General features: G+C 72.1%; 18 protein-coding genes. 15 read left to right on the forward strand and 3 right to left on the reverse strand.

Features of this window, described 5'->3' with window-relative positions; translation table 11 throughout:
* Positions 1-11: 11 nt before the first annotated feature.
* The 9 genes from folE (at position 12) to lysS (ending at position 7,584) form a co-directional block, all read left to right on the forward strand.
* Positions 12-596 (forward strand): GTP cyclohydrolase I, encoded by a 585-nt coding sequence (folE, locus tag AC3ENQ_RS09000; protein ID WP_431803787.1) that lies wholly within the window; start codon positions 12-14, stop codon positions 594-596.
* Between the two features lies 1 nt (position 597).
* Positions 598-1,437, forward strand: coding sequence for a dihydropteroate synthase (gene folP / locus AC3ENQ_RS09005; protein ID WP_431803789.1), 840 nt, complete (start codon positions 598-600; stop codon positions 1,435-1,437).
* Positions 1,434-1,802 carry a dihydroneopterin aldolase gene (gene folB / locus AC3ENQ_RS09010; RefSeq protein WP_431803791.1) on the forward strand — a complete coding sequence of 123 codons (369 nt, stop codon included), beginning with the start codon at positions 1,434-1,436 and terminating at the stop codon, positions 1,800-1,802. Before folP ends, folB begins: the two co-directional genes overlap by 4 nt.
* Positions 1,803-1,815: 13 nt before the next feature.
* The gene (gene folK / locus AC3ENQ_RS09015; RefSeq protein WP_431803793.1) at positions 1,816-2,385 is read left to right on the forward strand and encodes a 2-amino-4-hydroxy-6-hydroxymethyldihydropteridine diphosphokinase; all 570 of its coding nucleotides are present in this window, start codon (positions 1,816-1,818) and stop codon (positions 2,383-2,385) included.
* Complete coding sequence (locus AC3ENQ_RS09020) at positions 2,382-2,873, forward strand: DUF3180 family protein (RefSeq protein WP_431803795.1); 492 nt, start codon at positions 2,382-2,384, stop codon at positions 2,871-2,873. The genes folK and AC3ENQ_RS09020 overlap by 4 nt, the downstream gene beginning before the upstream one ends.
* The gene (locus AC3ENQ_RS09025) at positions 2,818-3,456 is read left to right on the forward strand and encodes a PH domain-containing protein (protein ID WP_431803797.1); all 639 of its coding nucleotides are present in this window, start codon (positions 2,818-2,820) and stop codon (positions 3,454-3,456) included. Before AC3ENQ_RS09020 ends, AC3ENQ_RS09025 begins: the two co-directional genes overlap by 56 nt.
* Positions 3,453-5,174, forward strand: coding sequence for a PH domain-containing protein (locus AC3ENQ_RS09030; protein ID WP_431803799.1), 1,722 nt, complete (start codon positions 3,453-3,455; stop codon positions 5,172-5,174). The genes AC3ENQ_RS09025 and AC3ENQ_RS09030 overlap by 4 nt, the downstream gene beginning before the upstream one ends.
* A complete protein-coding gene (locus tag AC3ENQ_RS09035; protein ID WP_431803801.1) occupies positions 5,171-5,866 on the forward strand; it encodes a DUF2520 domain-containing protein in 696 nt (231 codons plus the stop codon). The genes AC3ENQ_RS09030 and AC3ENQ_RS09035 overlap by 4 nt, the downstream gene beginning before the upstream one ends.
* A gap of 182 nt (positions 5,867-6,048) precedes the next feature.
* Positions 6,049-7,584 (forward strand): lysine--tRNA ligase, encoded by a 1,536-nt coding sequence (gene lysS, locus AC3ENQ_RS09040; RefSeq protein WP_431803803.1) that lies wholly within the window; start codon positions 6,049-6,051, stop codon positions 7,582-7,584.
* Between the two features lie 9 nt (positions 7,585-7,593).
* Here lysS and AC3ENQ_RS09045 read toward each other — a convergent pair whose 3' ends face one another.
* Entirely contained in the window at positions 7,594-8,781 is a 1,188-nt protein-coding gene (locus tag AC3ENQ_RS09045; RefSeq protein ID WP_431803805.1) for a DUF4192 family protein, read from the reverse strand.
* A gap of 119 nt (positions 8,782-8,900) precedes the next feature.
* Here AC3ENQ_RS09045 and AC3ENQ_RS09050 point away from each other — a divergent pair, with 119 nt between their 5' ends.
* From AC3ENQ_RS09050 to AC3ENQ_RS09075, 6 genes are all read left to right on the forward strand, one after another.
* Positions 8,901-9,104, forward strand: a complete 204-nt coding sequence (locus AC3ENQ_RS09050; protein WP_431803807.1) for a hypothetical protein — start codon at positions 8,901-8,903, stop codon at positions 9,102-9,104.
* Between the two features lie 47 nt (positions 9,105-9,151).
* Entirely contained in the window at positions 9,152-10,612 is a 1,461-nt protein-coding gene (cls, locus tag AC3ENQ_RS09055) for a cardiolipin synthase (RefSeq protein ID WP_431803809.1), read from the forward strand.
* Positions 10,613-10,729: 117 nt separating this feature from the next.
* Positions 10,730-11,305 (forward strand): hypothetical protein, encoded by a 576-nt coding sequence (locus AC3ENQ_RS09060; RefSeq protein ID WP_431803811.1) that lies wholly within the window; start codon positions 10,730-10,732, stop codon positions 11,303-11,305.
* Positions 11,302-11,466: a hypothetical protein gene (locus AC3ENQ_RS09065; RefSeq protein ID WP_431803813.1), complete on the forward strand. Its 165-nt coding sequence runs from the start codon at positions 11,302-11,304 to the stop codon at positions 11,464-11,466. Before AC3ENQ_RS09060 ends, AC3ENQ_RS09065 begins: the two co-directional genes overlap by 4 nt.
* 2 nt (positions 11,467-11,468) lie before the next feature.
* Positions 11,469-12,065, forward strand: coding sequence for a hypothetical protein (locus AC3ENQ_RS09070; protein WP_431803815.1), 597 nt, complete (start codon positions 11,469-11,471; stop codon positions 12,063-12,065).
* Between the two features lie 288 nt (positions 12,066-12,353).
* A complete protein-coding gene (locus AC3ENQ_RS09075) occupies positions 12,354-13,289 on the forward strand; it encodes an endonuclease domain-containing protein (RefSeq protein ID WP_431803817.1) in 936 nt (311 codons plus the stop codon).
* 147 nt (positions 13,290-13,436) lie between these two features.
* Here AC3ENQ_RS09075 and AC3ENQ_RS09080 read toward each other — a convergent pair whose 3' ends face one another.
* A complete protein-coding gene (locus AC3ENQ_RS09080; RefSeq protein ID WP_431803818.1) occupies positions 13,437-13,679 on the reverse strand; it encodes a helix-turn-helix domain-containing protein in 243 nt (80 codons plus the stop codon).
* Positions 13,676-14,296 (reverse strand): hypothetical protein, encoded by a 621-nt coding sequence (locus AC3ENQ_RS09085; RefSeq protein WP_431803820.1) that lies wholly within the window; start codon positions 14,294-14,296, stop codon positions 13,676-13,678. Before AC3ENQ_RS09085 ends, AC3ENQ_RS09080 begins: the two co-directional genes overlap by 4 nt.
* Between the last annotated feature and the right edge of the window lie 168 nt (positions 14,297-14,464).

Genomic DNA, 14,464 nt, shown 5'->3' on the forward strand with positions numbered 1-14,464 from the left:
AGGCTCGGAACGTGGCCGTCGATCGTGACCGCGTCGCCGCGGCGGTGCGCGAGATGCTCGAGGCGATCGGGGAGGACCCGGCTCGCCCCGGGCTCAAAGCGACGCCCCAGCGCGTGGCCGACGCCTACGCGGAGTTCTTCGCCGGAGTGGGGGAGGATGCCGCGGCGCCCCTCGCCCACACGATCTCCGTCTCGCGCGGACCCGCGCCGGACACCCTGCCCTCGGGCGCCGTGATGCTGCGCGACATCCGGTTCCGTTCCGTGTGTGAGCACCACCTCCTGCCGTTCGCCGGGCGCGCGCACCTCGCCTATCTCCCGGGTGAGCAGGTCGTCGGGCTCGGGGCGCTGCCGAAGGTGGTCGACGTCCTCGCCGCCCGCCCGCAGGTGCAGGAGCGCCTCGGTGAGCAGATCGCCGACACGATCGCCGCGTCGCTCGATGCGCGCGGCGTGCTCGTCGTCCTCGAGGCGTCCCACGAGTGCGTCACGATGCGCGGCGGACGGCAGCCCGACGCCGAGACGGTCACCGTCGCGGCGCGTGGGGCGCTCGCCGAGCCCGCCGCCCGCGCCGAGATCATGATGCTCGTGACGGGCCGCTGACATGACAGCGATCATGGGCATCGTCAACGTCACCCCCGATTCGTTCAGCGACGGCGGGCGCTTCCTCGATGCGGATGCCGCGATCGCCCGCGGTCTCGCGCTCCGCGCGGACGGCGCCACGATCGTCGACGTCGGCGGCGAGTCGACGCGCCCGGGCGCGGAGCGCGTCGACCCGGCGATCGAGCGGGAGCGCGTCCTCCCCGTCGTCGCGGCGCTCGCCGCCGAGGGCGTCATCGTCAGCATCGACACGATGAACGCCGCCACCGCCGTCGCCGCGGTGGAAGCCGGTGCACGGATCGTCAACGATGTGTCGGGCGGGCTCGCCGACCCCGGCATGCTCGCCGCCGTCGCCGCGACAGGTGCCGACATCGTGCTGCAGCACTGGCGGGGGCCCTCGAGCGACATGTACGCGGCCGCCGACTACCGCGACGTCGAGCGAGAGCTCATCGCCGAACTGCAGCAGCGCGTACGTGCCGCGGCCCAGGCCGGGATCTCGCCCGACCGGGTGATCCTCGACCCCGGCATCGGGTTCGGCAAGCGCGGCGGGCAGAACTGGCACGCCCTGCGCGCGCTCGACCGTATCGTCGCCCTCGGGCCCCGCGTGCTCGTCGGCACGAGCCGCAAGCGGTTCCTCGCCGAGGCGCTCGTCGAGGCCCGCGCCGGCGAAGGCGGGGACCTCGCCGCCGTCGACGCTGCTCCGGTGGACGATGCGCGGCGTGACCTCGCGACCGCCGTGACGAGCGTCCTCGCCGCGCAGGCGGGCGCGTGGGCCGTGCGCGTGCACGACGCGGCCTCCACCCGCGACGCCCTCACCGTCCTCGACCGATGGGAGCACGCATGACCGATCGGATCGCACTCCGCGGCATCCGCGCCACCGGGTTCCACGGCGTCTACCCCGACGAGCGCCGCGACGGGCAGGATTTCGTCGCCGACGTCGCGCTCGAGCTCGACCTCGCCCCCGCCGCGCTGAGCGACGACGTCGCCGACACCGTCCACTACGGCGAGCTCGCCGAGACGGTCGCCGCGATCCTCTCGGGCGACCCGGTCGATCTCCTCGAGACGCTCGCCGCCCGCATCGCGGTCGCCGCGCTCGCGGACGAGCGAGTGGATGCCGTGGAGGTCACCGTCCACAAGCCGCAGGCGCCGATCACCGTCCCCTTCGGCGATGTCGCCGTCACCATCCGCCGCGAACGGAGCACCCCATGATCCGGACCGAACCGTGAACCGCCGTCTCGCCCAGGGCTTTTCGAGCGACGACCCGCCGCACGAGCATGCCGACACGGTCGCCGTCGTCGCGATCGGCGCGAATCTCGGCGACCGCGCGGCGACGATCGACGAGGCCCTCCGCGACCTCGGGCGCCTGCCGCTGACGACGGAGGTCCGCGCGGCGGCGCCGATCGAGTCGGTCGCGGTGACCCCGCAGGGCCCGGATGCCTCCGCTCCCGCCTACCTCAACACTGTCGCGCTCCTCACGACCCGCCTCGCGCCGAGCGTGCTCCTCGGCTACCTCCACGCGATCGAGCAGAAGCACGGCCGCGAGCGTCGCGCGCGCTGGGGCGACCGCACCCTCGACCTCGACCTCATCGCGTACGGCGATGTGCACAGCACCGACCCGGCGCTCACGCTGCCGCACCCGCGCGCGGCCGAGCGAGACTTCGTCCTCGGCCCTTGGCTCGTCGTCGACCCGGATGCCGTGCTCCCCGGCGCGGGGCGCGTCGACGAGCTCCTCGCGCAGGTGCGCGCGTCGCCGGCATCCGCCCCTCCCGCCGCGCCGGAGGACCACGCGTGAAGCGCACGGGAGTCGGGGTGCTCGTCGCCGCCTTCGTGGTCGGCGCGATCGTGGGGTTCGGGGTCGATCAGCTCCTGACGGGAGCCGGACGGTCGACGTTCACCCCCTCGCTCCTTCTGCCGGTGCTCCTCATCCTGCTCGGGGCCGCCGACATCCTGTTCGCGATCCCGATCCGCCGCGCGATCACGGGCGCCGACCCAAACCCGGTCGATCCGTTCCGCGCGGTGCGCGTCGTCATGCTCGCGAAGGCATCCAGCATCGTCGGCGCGGCGGTCGCCGGGGTCGCGGCGGGCCTGCTCACCTTCCTGCTCACCCGCCCCGTCGCCCCCGTAGACTCGGTGGTCGCGGTCGTCGCGACGCTCATCGCGGCCCTCGTGCTGCTGGCCGCGGCTCTCGTCGCCGAGCACCTCTGCACCATCCGGAAGGACGATGATGACGAACAGCCCGGACCCCCTGAGCCCGGCTTCGGACTCTCCCACCACGACTGAACCCGTCGCCGCCTCTCCTGCGGCGCCGACCGTGCCCGCACCCGTCGAGGACCCCGCGCTCGACGCCGGCACGTACGACCACGTCCTCGAACCGCGCGGCGACAACCGCCTGCCTCTCGGCGACGGCGTGTGGCACCAGATCTCGCGCAAGTACGTGACCGTCCAGGTCATCTCGACGGGGGCGTTCCTCGCCCTCGTCCTCGCGATCGCGCTGGTCGTCGGCGTCTGGTGGGGCCAGGTCTGGGTGTGGATCCCCGCCGGCATCGTGCTCGCGATCACCCTGTGGACCCTCATCATCCTGCCGCGCCAGGCGCGCGCGTACGGATATCAGCTGCGCGCCGACGATCTCGTCTTCCGCCGCGGCATCCTCTGGCAGCGGATGGTCGCCGTCCCGTATGGGCGCATGCAGCTCGTGGACATCACCCACGGCCCCCTCGACCGGCTCTTCGGCATCGCGCAGCTCAAGCTCGTGACCGCCGCCGCCGCGACGGGCGTGACGATCCCGGGGCTCACGCAGGATGCGGCGGAGCGCCTGCGCGACACCCTCATCGCCGTCGCCGAGACCCGCCGGACCGGCCTGTGACCAGCGAACCGCCCCCCTCGACGCCGCCCCCGCCCGGCATCCCCTCGTCCGGCATCCCGTCCACGCCGCCGCCGTCCGGCATCCCGTCCACGCCGCCGGCGACCGGCACCGACGCGCACCCGACCCCGCCGACCGCGGTCGCCCCCGTGCGGTCGCCCCTCAGTGACGGGCAATGGCATCGCCTGCACCCGCTGACTCCGGTGCTCCGCGGCGGACTCTTCCTGCTCGTCGTGCTCGGCATCGTCATAACGAACCTCCGTGACCGCCTCATCGCCTGGTTCGTTCCCGGCATGTCCGAGTGGGAGCAGGCCGACGGCGACCCCGTCGACTACGTGTGGGAGCACGACCTGTGGCTCATCGCGCTGCTCGGGGTCCTCGGCATCCTGCTCGTGATCTTCGCGCTCTTCTGGGTGTCGTGGCGCTTCCACACCTTCCGCATCACCGGTGACGCGGTCGAGGTGCGCAGCGGCGTGCTCTTCCGCACCCACCGCCGCGCGCCGCTCGACCGCGTGCAGGGCGTCAACCTCACCCGGCCGATGATCGCGCGGCTCCTCGGAGCGGCCAAGCTCGAGGTCGTGGGGGCGGGCCTCGACGCGAACGTCAAGCTCGAGTACCTCTCGACCACCAACGCCGAGGCGGTGCGCGCCGACATCCTCCGCCTCGCGTCGGGTCGTCAGCTGACCGAGCTGCAGGATGCCGAGGCCCACGGCGTCCCGCTCTCGCGTGCGACCGTCGACGCCGTATCCGCCGGCATCACGGGGCTCATCGAGGGCGTCGACGGCGATGCCGACGAGCCGGAATCCGTCGTCCACATCCCGACCGGGCGCCTCATCACCTCGCACCTGCTGTCGGGGACGACCGTGTGGCTGATTCTCCTGATCGCCGCGGTCGTCGTCGGCGCGGTCGTCGGGACGCCGTGGGTCCTGTTCACGATCATCCCGACGATCCTCGGCTTCGGGGCGTACTGGTTCCGGTCGATCACGAAGGCGTTGCGCTACTCGATCGCCCCCACGCGGGGCGGGGTGCGGATCACGTTCGGGCTGTTCACGACCGTCACCGAGGTGCTGCCGCCCGGTCGCGTCCACGCGATCGAGGTGCGCCAGCCGATCCTGTGGCGGCGGTTCGGCTGGTGGGCCATCCGCATCAACCGGCTGTCGGGACGGTCGGCCACCGACACGCAGTCGCTCGAGATGTCGGAGGTGCTGCCCGTCGGCACCCGCGACGACGTCGACCGTGTGCTGCGGCTGCTGCTGCCGGGGCTCACCGACGCGCAGGCGCATGACCTCTACGAGACCGGCATGACCGGCTCGTCGCGCCGAGAGGGCGACCCCTTCACGACGACGCCCCGCCGCGGTCGATGGCTGCGCCCGCTCTCATGGCGTCGCAACGGGCTCCGCCTCCTGCCCGAGGCGCTGCTCCTGCGTCACGGCGTGCTGCGGCGCGCTCTCGTCGTCCTGCCGCTCGCGCGTCTGCAGTCGGTGCGCATCAGCCAGGGGCCGATCGACCGGGCGTGCGATCTCGCGAACCTCACGGGTCACACGATCCTCGGACCGGTGTCGGGCGCGTTGGGCGTCATCGATCGCCGCGACGCGCTGGATGCCTGGGACGCCATCGCCCACGCCGCGGTCGCCGCGGCGGCGGGCGACCGTTCGCACCGGTGGGGCGCGGACGCTCCCGGCGGGGACGCCCCCGTGATCGTGACAGAGGAGGCGCGATGACCCAGGCGAGCAGACTCGGTGTGGGGATCATCGGCGCGGGTCACGTCGGCCCGGTCATCGGCGCGGCGCTCGCGGGGGCCGGACACGCCCTCACGGGCATCACGGCGGGCTCCGACCCCGACCGCGTCGAGGCGATTCTGCCCGGCATCCCCGTGCTCGCCGCCGACGAGATCGTCCGACGGAGCGAGCTCGTCGTCCTCGCCCTGCCGCATGCGGAGCTCGCGGGCGTCGTCGCGGGGCTCGCCGACCTCGGGGCGTGGCAGATCGGTCAGCTCGTGCTGCACACCGACCCGGCGTTCGGCGTCGAGGTGCTCGCGCCCGCGGCATCCCGCGGGGCCATTCCGCTCGCCGTGCACCCGGCCATCGCGTTCACGGGCACCTCGATCGACCTGCGCCAGCTGCAGGACGCGTATGCCGCCGTGACGGCCCCGGCCGCCGTCCTCCCCATCGCGCAGGCGCTCGCCGTCGAGCTCGGCTGCGAGCCCGTCGTCGTCGCCGAGGCCGACCGCGCCGCGTACGGCGAGGCGATCGCGACGGCGACGGAGTTCTCGGCATCCCTCATCCGGCAATCGGCGGCGCTGCTCGCCGACGTCGGCGTGGACGAGCCGGGGCGGTACCTGTCGATGCTCGTCCACTCGACCCTCGACCGCGCGCTGCAAAGCGCAGAGGATGCCGAGCCCGACGCGCTCTGAGGGGTGCGGTGCTCGGGGCCCGTACCCAACTGCACGGCTTCCTGCCCGACGCGCCGTGCGACGACGCCGGGATGACGGCGTGTCGCCCGCCGGGCCTTGCCGTTGCGCACCGCGCCGACCGGGGCCGCGGGGCGAAGCCGCCTCGGTAGAATCGAAGGCGACTTTCCGAGGAGCCTCCCACCATGACCGACGCGCCTGCCACCGCGCCCGCCGCCGACATCGACGACGTCCACGACGATGACGTCCACGAGCAGAAGGCCGTGCGGCTCGGAAAGCGCGAGCGGCTGCTCGCGGAGCGGGCGGATGCCGCGGGCGGCGCATACCCGGTCGCCGTGCCCGTCTCGGACACGATCCCGGCCGTCCGCGACCGGTTCGCGGCGCTCGAAGCGGGGGAGGAGACCGGCGTGGTCGTCTCCGTCGCCGGGCGCGTCGTCTTCAGCCGCAACACGGGCAAGCTGTGCTTCGCCGCCCTGCAGTCGGGCGACGGCTCGCGCATCCAGGCGATGGTGTCCCTCGCGGAGGTGGGCGAGGAGTCGCTGCAGGCGTGGAAGGAGCTCGTCGACCTCGGCGACCACGTCTCGGTCACCGGACCGGTGATCTCCAGCCGCCGCGGCGAGCTGTCGATCATGGTGTCGGACTGGGCGATCGCGTCGAAGGCGCTCCTGCCCCTGCCGAACCTGCACACCGAGCTCTCCGAAGAAGGTCGCGTGCGGTCGCGCTTCCTCGACCTCATCGTCCGCGACCAGGCCCGTGAGACGGTGATCGCGCGCGCGAAGGTCAACGCGTCGCTGCGGCAGACCTTCGCCGCGCACGACTTCATCGAGGTCGAGACCCCCATGCTGCAGGTGCAGCACGGCGGCGCCGCCGCACGTCCGTTCGTCACGCAGTCGAACGCCTTCGACGCCGACCTGTACCTGCGCATCGCGCCGGAGCTGTTCCTCAAGCGCGCCGTCGTCGGCGGCATCGACCGCGTGTTCGAGATCAACCGCAACTTCCGCAACGAAGGCGCCGACTCGACCCACAGCCCCGAGTTCGCGATGCTCGAGGCGTACCAGGCGTACAGCGACTACAACGGCATCGCCGACCTCACGCAGGAGCTGATCCAGAAGGCCGCGATCGCCGTCTCGGGCTCCACCACCGTCACGTGGGCCGACGGCACCGAGTTCGACCTCGGCGGCGACTGGGACCGCATCTCGATGTACGACTCGCTGTCCGAGGCATCCGGGCGCACCATCACCCCCGCGACGTCGCTCGCCGACCTGCAGGCGCTCGCCGCCGAGGTCGGCGTCGAGGTGCCCGAGAAGGTCGCGACCCACGGCAAGTACGTCGAGGAGCTGTGGGAGCACTTCGTCAAGGGCGGCCTCGAGCGCCCGACGTTCGTCATGGACTTCCCCCTCGACACGTCGCCGCTCGTGCGCGAGCACCGCTCGATTCCGGGTGTCGTCGAGAAGTGGGACCTCTACGTCCGCGGGTTCGAGCTCGCGACCGGGTACTCCGAGCTCGTCGACCCGGTCATCCAGCGCGAGCGCTTCGTCGAGCAGGCGAAGCTCGCCGCGCGCGGGGATGACGAGGCGATGCGCGTCGACGAGGAGTTCCTCCGCGCGCTCGAGCACGGCATGCCCCCGACCGGCGGCATGGGCATGGGAATCGACCGGCTGCTCATGGCGATCACGGGCCTCGGCATCCGCGAGACGATCCTCTTCCCCCTCGTCAAGTAGCGCTGCGGGTCAGCGCAGGCGGAAGGCCCAGTCGGGCAGGTGGCCGGCGTGGACGAACGAGCGCACGATCTCGGCGAGGCCGTGCTCGTCGTCGAACGACAGGGCCATCGTCGCGTAGCGGTCGGCGTGCGTCGAGCGGCCGAGCGCCCACGAGAGCCACGCGCACACGGCGAGCGGCCCCGGCTTGTGCGTGCGCGGAGCGAGCGCGGCGACCTCGCGCGCGAGGTCCAGAGCCGCCTCCAGGCGTAGAGCGTCGGGCCTGGGCCCTTCGCCCCACATGACCGAGGCGAGATCCGCCGGGTACTCCGCGCCGTCCTCCCACAGGCGCTGTGCCTCCATCGCGATGTCGCCCCCCTCGATGTCGGTCGCCCACTGCACGAGCGCGATGTCGCGCAGCGAGGGCCGGGCGAGGCACCACGCGAGCATCGCGGCGCGCATCGGCGCCGCCGGCACATTCCACCCGAGCGCCTCCTCGAACGTGCTCGGCAGGTCGTCGAGTGCGCAGGCCGCCTCGAGCGCGGCCGGATCGATGCGCGGCGCTGTGCGCGAGGTCGAAGGGATGCCGCAGATCACCTCGAGCGACGCGGCGAGCGAGCGCAGCGCCTCGGCGACGGCCTTCCGCGCCGCTTTCGGCACCCGCGGGAGCGCGGCCCCCGACACCTGATCTCCCGGCGGTGAGCCATCGAGGCCGGCATCCGCGAGCGCGGTCGCCGCCGTGCCGCGCACCCGGAGGAGATCGAGGGGATGCCCTCCCGCCGGCACCGTGTGCTCGAGGTGCGACCCCCAGCCGTCGCCGGCGACGGTGAGCGCATCGACGACGCGCAGGCCGCAGGCATCCGCCTGCCGCATCAGCGCCCCGACGACGTGCGCTCCTGCGATCGCGCGGTCGGGACCGCCCGCGAACGGCGCGTCGGTGTACACGACGACGAGGACGGCGTCGGCGTCGTCGATGCGGCAGATCATGCCGATCGCGCTCGACGCGACGGTGTCGACGATCTCGGCGGGGGTACCGTCGTCGACGTCGTCGGGCGACTGGCCCGGCGCGGATTCGGGCGGCAGATCGACGCGCATTGCGCCGAGGCTCCGGCCGCGCGCCATCGGCACGAGGACGACGCTCTGGGTCGGGGTGAACCCGAGCAGGCGGGGGACGAGGGACAGGAACTGCGCCGCATCGGCGGCTTTCACGGTGACGGACATGCGCACGAGCGTGCCCGTGCGCGGGGGCGCGTGGGAGCGGGACACCGGCATCCGTGGACAGATCCGAGAAGTCGCCGCCTGTGGACAACTTCGCTGCGCGACTTCCGTACCATGGAGGGATGGACTCCTACTGGGCTGCCGTCGTCTGGTCGCTGCTGCCGACCGTGGTGGTGCTCGGGCTGTTCATCTACGTGCTCCGCTCGATCCTTCGCATGGACCGCACCGAGCGGCGCACCTACGCCCGGATCGAGGCCGAAGAGCGCGCCAAGCGCGGACTGCCGCCGACCACGCCGCGCGCCGAGGGAGATCAGCGCACCGTCTGAGGCCGCTGTCGGTACGCTGAACGCAATCGACCAGCGGGGGAGTCTACGTGGATCAGTCCGGATGGGCCCTCGTCTGGGTCATCGTCGTCCTCGTCGTCGACATCACCGTGCGCGTCCTGGCCGTCATCATCGTGCCGCGCAACCGTCGACCCACGGCGGCGATGGCCTGGCTCCTGGCGATCTACTTCATTCCGTTCATCGGCGTGCTGCTCTTCCTGCTCATCGGAAGCCCGCGCCTGCCGCGCGAGCGCCGGAAGAAGCAGGCGCAGCTCAACGACTACATCCGCAAGACCAGCAGCGGCCTCGACATGGGCACTCTCCGCCCGAACCCGCCGCCGTGGTTCTCGCAGCTCGTGCGCCTCAACCGCAACCTCGGCGCCATGCCGCTGTCGGGCCAGAACAGCGCCCGCATGATCTCCGACTACCAGCAGAGCATCGACGAGATGGCCGCCGCGATCCGCGCGGCCACCGACTACGTCCACGTCGAGTTCTATATTCTGCAGTCCGACGCCACGACCGAGCCGTTCTTCGCCGCGATGGAAGAGGTCGCCGCCCGCGGCATCCCCGTGCGTGTGCTGCTGGACCACTGGGCCAACCAGGGCAAGCCCTTCTATAAGGAGACCTGTCGGCGCCTCACCGACATGGGTGCCGAATGGCACGTCATGCTGCCGGTGAAGCCGTTCCAGGGCGAGTACCAGCGGCCCGACCTCCGCAACCACCGCAAGCTCCTCGTCGTCGACGGCACCGTCGCCTTCACCGGGTCGCAGAACGTCACCGACTCGACCTACAACCTCAAGAAGAACATCAAGCGGGGCCTCCACTGGGTCGACATGATGGCGCGGCTCGAAGGGCCAGTCGTCCAGTCGGTGAACGCCGTGTTCTTGAGCGACTGGTACAGCGAGACCGACCAGATCGTTGAGGGCATGGGCCTCTTCGCCACGCACGACGGCGACGGCAACCTCGACTGCCAGGTGATCCCGTCGGGCCCCGGGTTCGAGTTCCAGAACAACCTCAAGCTGTTCATGACGCTGCTGTTCGCGGCGCGCGAGAAGATCATCATCGTCTCGCCGTACTTCGTGCCCGACGAGGGGCTGCTCCTCGCGATCCAGACCGCGTGCCAGCGCGGCGTGCACGTCGAGCTCTTCGTCTCCGAAGAGGGCGACCAGGCGATGGTGTACCACGCGCAACGCAGCTACTACGAGGCGCTGCTGCGCTCGGGCGTGAAGATCTGGATGTACAAGAAGCCGTACATCCTGCACTCGAAGTCGATGTCGATCGACGAGGACATCGCCGTCATCGGCTCGAGCAACATGGACATGCGCAGCTTCGGTCTCAACATGGAGATCACCCTCCTCGTGCGCGGCGAGGAGTTCGTCTCGCAGCTGCGCGCCGTCGAGGACGAATATCGCGAGTCGAGCCGCGAGCTCACCCTCGAGGAATGGATGCAGCAGCCGCTGCGCTCCACCGTCCTCGACAACATCGCGCGCCTCACCTCGGCGCTGCAGTAGACGATTGCCTCGTCCGGGTGAGACGATGGCGCAGCTCGCGACACTGACAGAGTGGATGCCTGCGACGATGGCGTGCCTACCGGCATCCGTCCCGATCGACGCGCGCGGATGACCACCATGACCACCGTTCGCCGCTCCACCGCCCTCTTCGCCCTGCTCAGTGCGGGAACCCTGCTGTTCGCCGGGTGCGCCTCGTCGCCCGGATCGGCGTCGCCCGAGAGCCCGTCGCCCACGGTGACGGATGCCGGCGAGATCGACGTCGAGGCCGGCTGGCTCGACGGCGGCCGCCAGATCGCCCTCGTCACGTGGGGCTCGTCGTCGTGCGTGCCGACGGCCTCGGAGACCACCGTGCAGGCCGACGGCACCCTCGCCGTCACCCTCGACGACGGCGACGCCGACCGGCCCTGCACCGCCGACTACGCACCGCGTGTGACGCTCGTGGGGGTGCCCGAGGGCATCGACCCCGAGAAGGACGTCGACATCGTCGTCACGGGCGGCCAGGGCGGGCGAGGCGAGACCGAGCTCGACGGCGTCGCGGGCCTCACGACCGACGGTGCGACCGACTACCTGCCGACCGCCGGATGGGTCGACGACGACCTGTTCGCCGTCCTCACCGGGGCTCGTCGTCGTGCGCCCCGCAGGTCGAGAAGGTCGAGGCATCCGACCCGAAGAGCGTCACGGTCACGTTCGTGACCCCGCCCGCCGACCAGGTGTGCACGATGGACATGGCGCCGCGGGCGCTGCTCGTCTCGACCGCCGGGCTCGACGTCGACGACGACGGCGCGAGCGTGATGTTGACGGGTGGCGACGCGCAGTTCCAGACGGCGGTGACCGTCCCGATCGTGGGGAGTTGAGCATGGCGCTCGGCGAAGGAGATGTGGATGCCGTCTGGCTCGACGGCGGGCGCATGATCGCGCTCGTCACGCGGGGGAGTTCGAGTGCGGTGCCCTACGCGTCCTCGGTCGACGCCACGGGTCAGGCGGTGTCGGTCGTCCTCGCCGACCCGGGCGGCCCCGCGACGCGCGACTACGTGCCGAGGCTCACGCTCGTCGCCGTGCCGGAGGGGGTCGATCCCGCGCAGGACGTGGCGATCACGGTGACGGGCGCGGTCCGGGGTTCGGCACCGCTCCCGGCGCTGGCAGGTGCGGCATCCGACGCGCCGGGTACGCCGACCGACGGGGCGCCGAGCGCCGCCTGGACGTCGGCGGAGGGCCAGTTCGTGGTGCTGACGTGGGGATCGTCGCGCCCGCCGCTCGTCGTGGCGGATGCCGAGATCACCGGCGACGACGAGGTCACCGTCACCTTCGGACCGCCCTCGACGCCCATGGCGACCGCTGGCTTCGCGCCGCGCGCGACGCTCGCGTGGGTGCCCGGCGCGGTCGCCCGCCCCACGACGCTCGTGCTGCAGGGCCGCGCCGACGTCGACGGCGCGCGCGTCGCGATCGTCGGGTAGCGGGCGGGGGCGTCGGTTTCGGTTCCGGGGCGCCGGTCTGCGGGTCGGGCGGGCGCGTACCCGCACTTTGGCGCCCGGGAGCGTTGGGGGGCGTCGGTTCCGGGGCGCCGGTCTGCGGGTCGGGCGGGCGCGTACCCGCACTTTGGCGCCGGGGAACGTTGGGGGGTTCGCGGGCTGGCGGTGGCGGCGCGGCCCATCGACTCCTCCACAGGTGGGGGATTCGGCGACTTATCCCGGGTTGGTGGGCCGCGAGCCGCGCTCCACGGCTCCGTGCGTCAGGGTGGGGCGATGCACCGGGCATCCCTTCCTCCCGAATTGGGCGACGTGTTCTCCGTCGCGCACGCGCGCTCGCTCGGCGTCACCGCCTCCCGGTTGCGGGCGCGAGACCTGGGCCGGCCATTTCCCGGCGTGCGGGTGACGCCGCACGCGTCGTCGCAGGGCGACCGGATGCCGGTGGAGCGAGCTCTCGCGTATGCCCACCGGATGACGGAGCATCAGTTCTTCATGCATGCGACCGCCGCGCTGCTGTGGGGACTGCCGCTGCCGCCGTGGCTGGGCGCCCGCGCTCACGTCGACGTCGGGGTGTTCTCCCCGCGCCGCACTCCTGTCGGCACGGGCGTCCGAGGGCACGCGATCCGGGAAGGTTCGGCGCACGTCGCGCTTCACCCTGTGCACGGTGTGCCGGTGGCATCTCCGGCATCCGTGTGGGCGCAGTTGGGGGCGGAACTGCGCGACCTGCGCGATCTCGTCGCCGTCGCAGATGCGGTCGTCCGCGTCCCGCTCCACGACGATGATGCGCCGGCGCTCGCGACGCGCGACCAGCTCGCCGCCGCGATGGATGCCGGGCGACGCGTCGGCATCGCACGCCTGCGCGACGCGCTGCCGCGCGTGAGCGAGCGCGCGCGGTCGCGACCCGAGACGTGGCTGCGACTCGTCGTGGAGGATGCCGGGTTGCCGGCGCCCGAGGTCAATTTCGACGTCTTCGAGGACGGCGTGTGGCTCGCGCAGGTCGACCTCGCTTTTCCCGAGGCGCGCGTCGCGCTGGAGTACGAGGGCGAGCACCACCTCACCGATCCGGTGCAGTGGGCGAAGGACATCGCGCGCTACGAGCGTCTCGAGGCGGCGGGATGGTGCGTGCTGCGCGTCACGAAGGGGGACGTCTTCGCTGCCCCGGGCGCGCTGATCGCGCGCGTGCGCGCCGCGCTGGCTCGGGCGTCGGGGTGAGACCCGGGAGCGCGGTGCGGTGGTCGGGGCGTGAGGTTCCGGGGCGCCGCTTTGCGGGTGTGGGGCGCGCGCACCCGCGTTTCGGCGCCCGGGAATGGTGTGGCGACCGGGAACGCCGCCAGGGAGCGCGAGCGGTCGCCGCGCCCGTCAGCGCGCGCGCAAGTCCGCGCGCACCAGCAGGTCGCCGACCTCGCACTCGAGTGCGCGGCAGATCGCCGAGAGCGTCGAGTAGCGGATCGCGCGAGCGCGGTCGTTCTTCAGGATCGAGAGGTTGACGACCGACACCCCGACCATCTCCGACAGCCGCGCGAGCGTCATCCCGCGCGCGGCGAGCAGTTCGTCGAGCCGGCAGTGGATGCCGGTGGCCTCGTCGTCGTCCGCCGGACTCACACGAGGCCTTCGGCCTCGCGTTGCAGGCGCTCGCCGACGGTGAACACCGTCGAGGAGATCGCGATGACGAAGGCGGCGAGGAACAAGCCCGTGACGTCGACCGTCGCGATGGCGTTGTCGAATGTGCCGGCCGAGATCGCGCGGAACGCGTCGTTGGCGACCATGTTGCCGAAGAAGGGGACGCCGAAGATCCAGAGGAACAGCGCGATGCCGGCGGTCGTGACCAGCACCGTGTTGCGTCGGCTGAACACCCGCCCGCGCATCGTCGAGACGGTGAGTGCGATGAGGCATCCGATCAGCGAGCCGATCGCCGCGACCGCGACGACCTGTTCGAGCACGAGCGCGCCCTTCCCGGCGGCCGAGAGGGCATCGGTCGTGAGGATCGCCCGGTCGAGTTCGACGCTCACGGCAGCGCCGTCCGGCCCGATGGGCGCGTCGGCTCGCGTGCCCGCGAACCACGCCGGCACGTGGACAGGCGCCGATCCGAACGCCGATGCGATGCGCGTCACGGCGGCGACGACGGAGACGACGAAGACGCCGATGCCGACGACGATGAACAGCCACATCGCAGCGGTGTCGGCGCGGGACAGAGTGCGGGATGGGATGGTCGTGGTCACAGCATCCTCCATATCGATAATCGTTGGTATTGATAAACGATATGGATGCCGGGCGTGCGGTGTCAAGGAGGGAGTCGTGATTCCGGGCGGCCCCGCGGAGGGAGGCCCGGCAGTCCCGCGGGTGCGCCCCCAGCGAACACGGGCATACCGGCATCCGTGGGTCGTTAG

The organism is Microbacterium sp. bgisy203, assembly GCF_057706945.1.

What these genes read in the sequence shown, in the direction of transcription:
- folP (WP_431803789.1), top strand. Translation starts at nt 598, where the DNA reads ATGACAGCGATCATGGGCATCGTCAACGTCACCCCCGATTCGTTCAGC.
- AC3ENQ_RS09025 (WP_431803797.1), top strand. Translation starts at nt 2,818, where the DNA reads ATGACGAACAGCCCGGACCCCCTGAGCCCGGCTTCGGACTCTCCCACC.
- AC3ENQ_RS09035 (WP_431803801.1), top strand. Translation starts at nt 5,171, where the DNA reads ATGACCCAGGCGAGCAGACTCGGTGTGGGGATCATCGGCGCGGGTCAC.
- AC3ENQ_RS09060 (WP_431803811.1), top strand. Translation starts at nt 10,730, where the DNA reads ATGACCACCGTTCGCCGCTCCACCGCCCTCTTCGCCCTGCTCAGTGCG.
- AC3ENQ_RS09070 (WP_431803815.1), top strand. Translation starts at nt 11,469, where the DNA reads ATGGCGCTCGGCGAAGGAGATGTGGATGCCGTCTGGCTCGACGGCGGG.
- AC3ENQ_RS09045 (WP_431803805.1), bottom strand. Translation starts at nt 8,781, where the DNA reads ATGTCCGTCACCGTGAAAGCCGCCGATGCGGCGCAGTTCCTGTCCCTC.
- AC3ENQ_RS09050 (WP_431803807.1), top strand. Translation starts at nt 8,901, where the DNA reads ATGGACTCCTACTGGGCTGCCGTCGTCTGGTCGCTGCTGCCGACCGTG.
- AC3ENQ_RS09075 (WP_431803817.1), top strand. Translation starts at nt 12,354, where the DNA reads ATGCACCGGGCATCCCTTCCTCCCGAATTGGGCGACGTGTTCTCCGTC.
- lysS (WP_431803803.1), top strand. Translation starts at nt 6,049, where the DNA reads ATGACCGACGCGCCTGCCACCGCGCCCGCCGCCGACATCGACGACGTC.
- folB (WP_431803791.1), top strand. Translation starts at nt 1,434, where the DNA reads ATGACCGATCGGATCGCACTCCGCGGCATCCGCGCCACCGGGTTCCAC.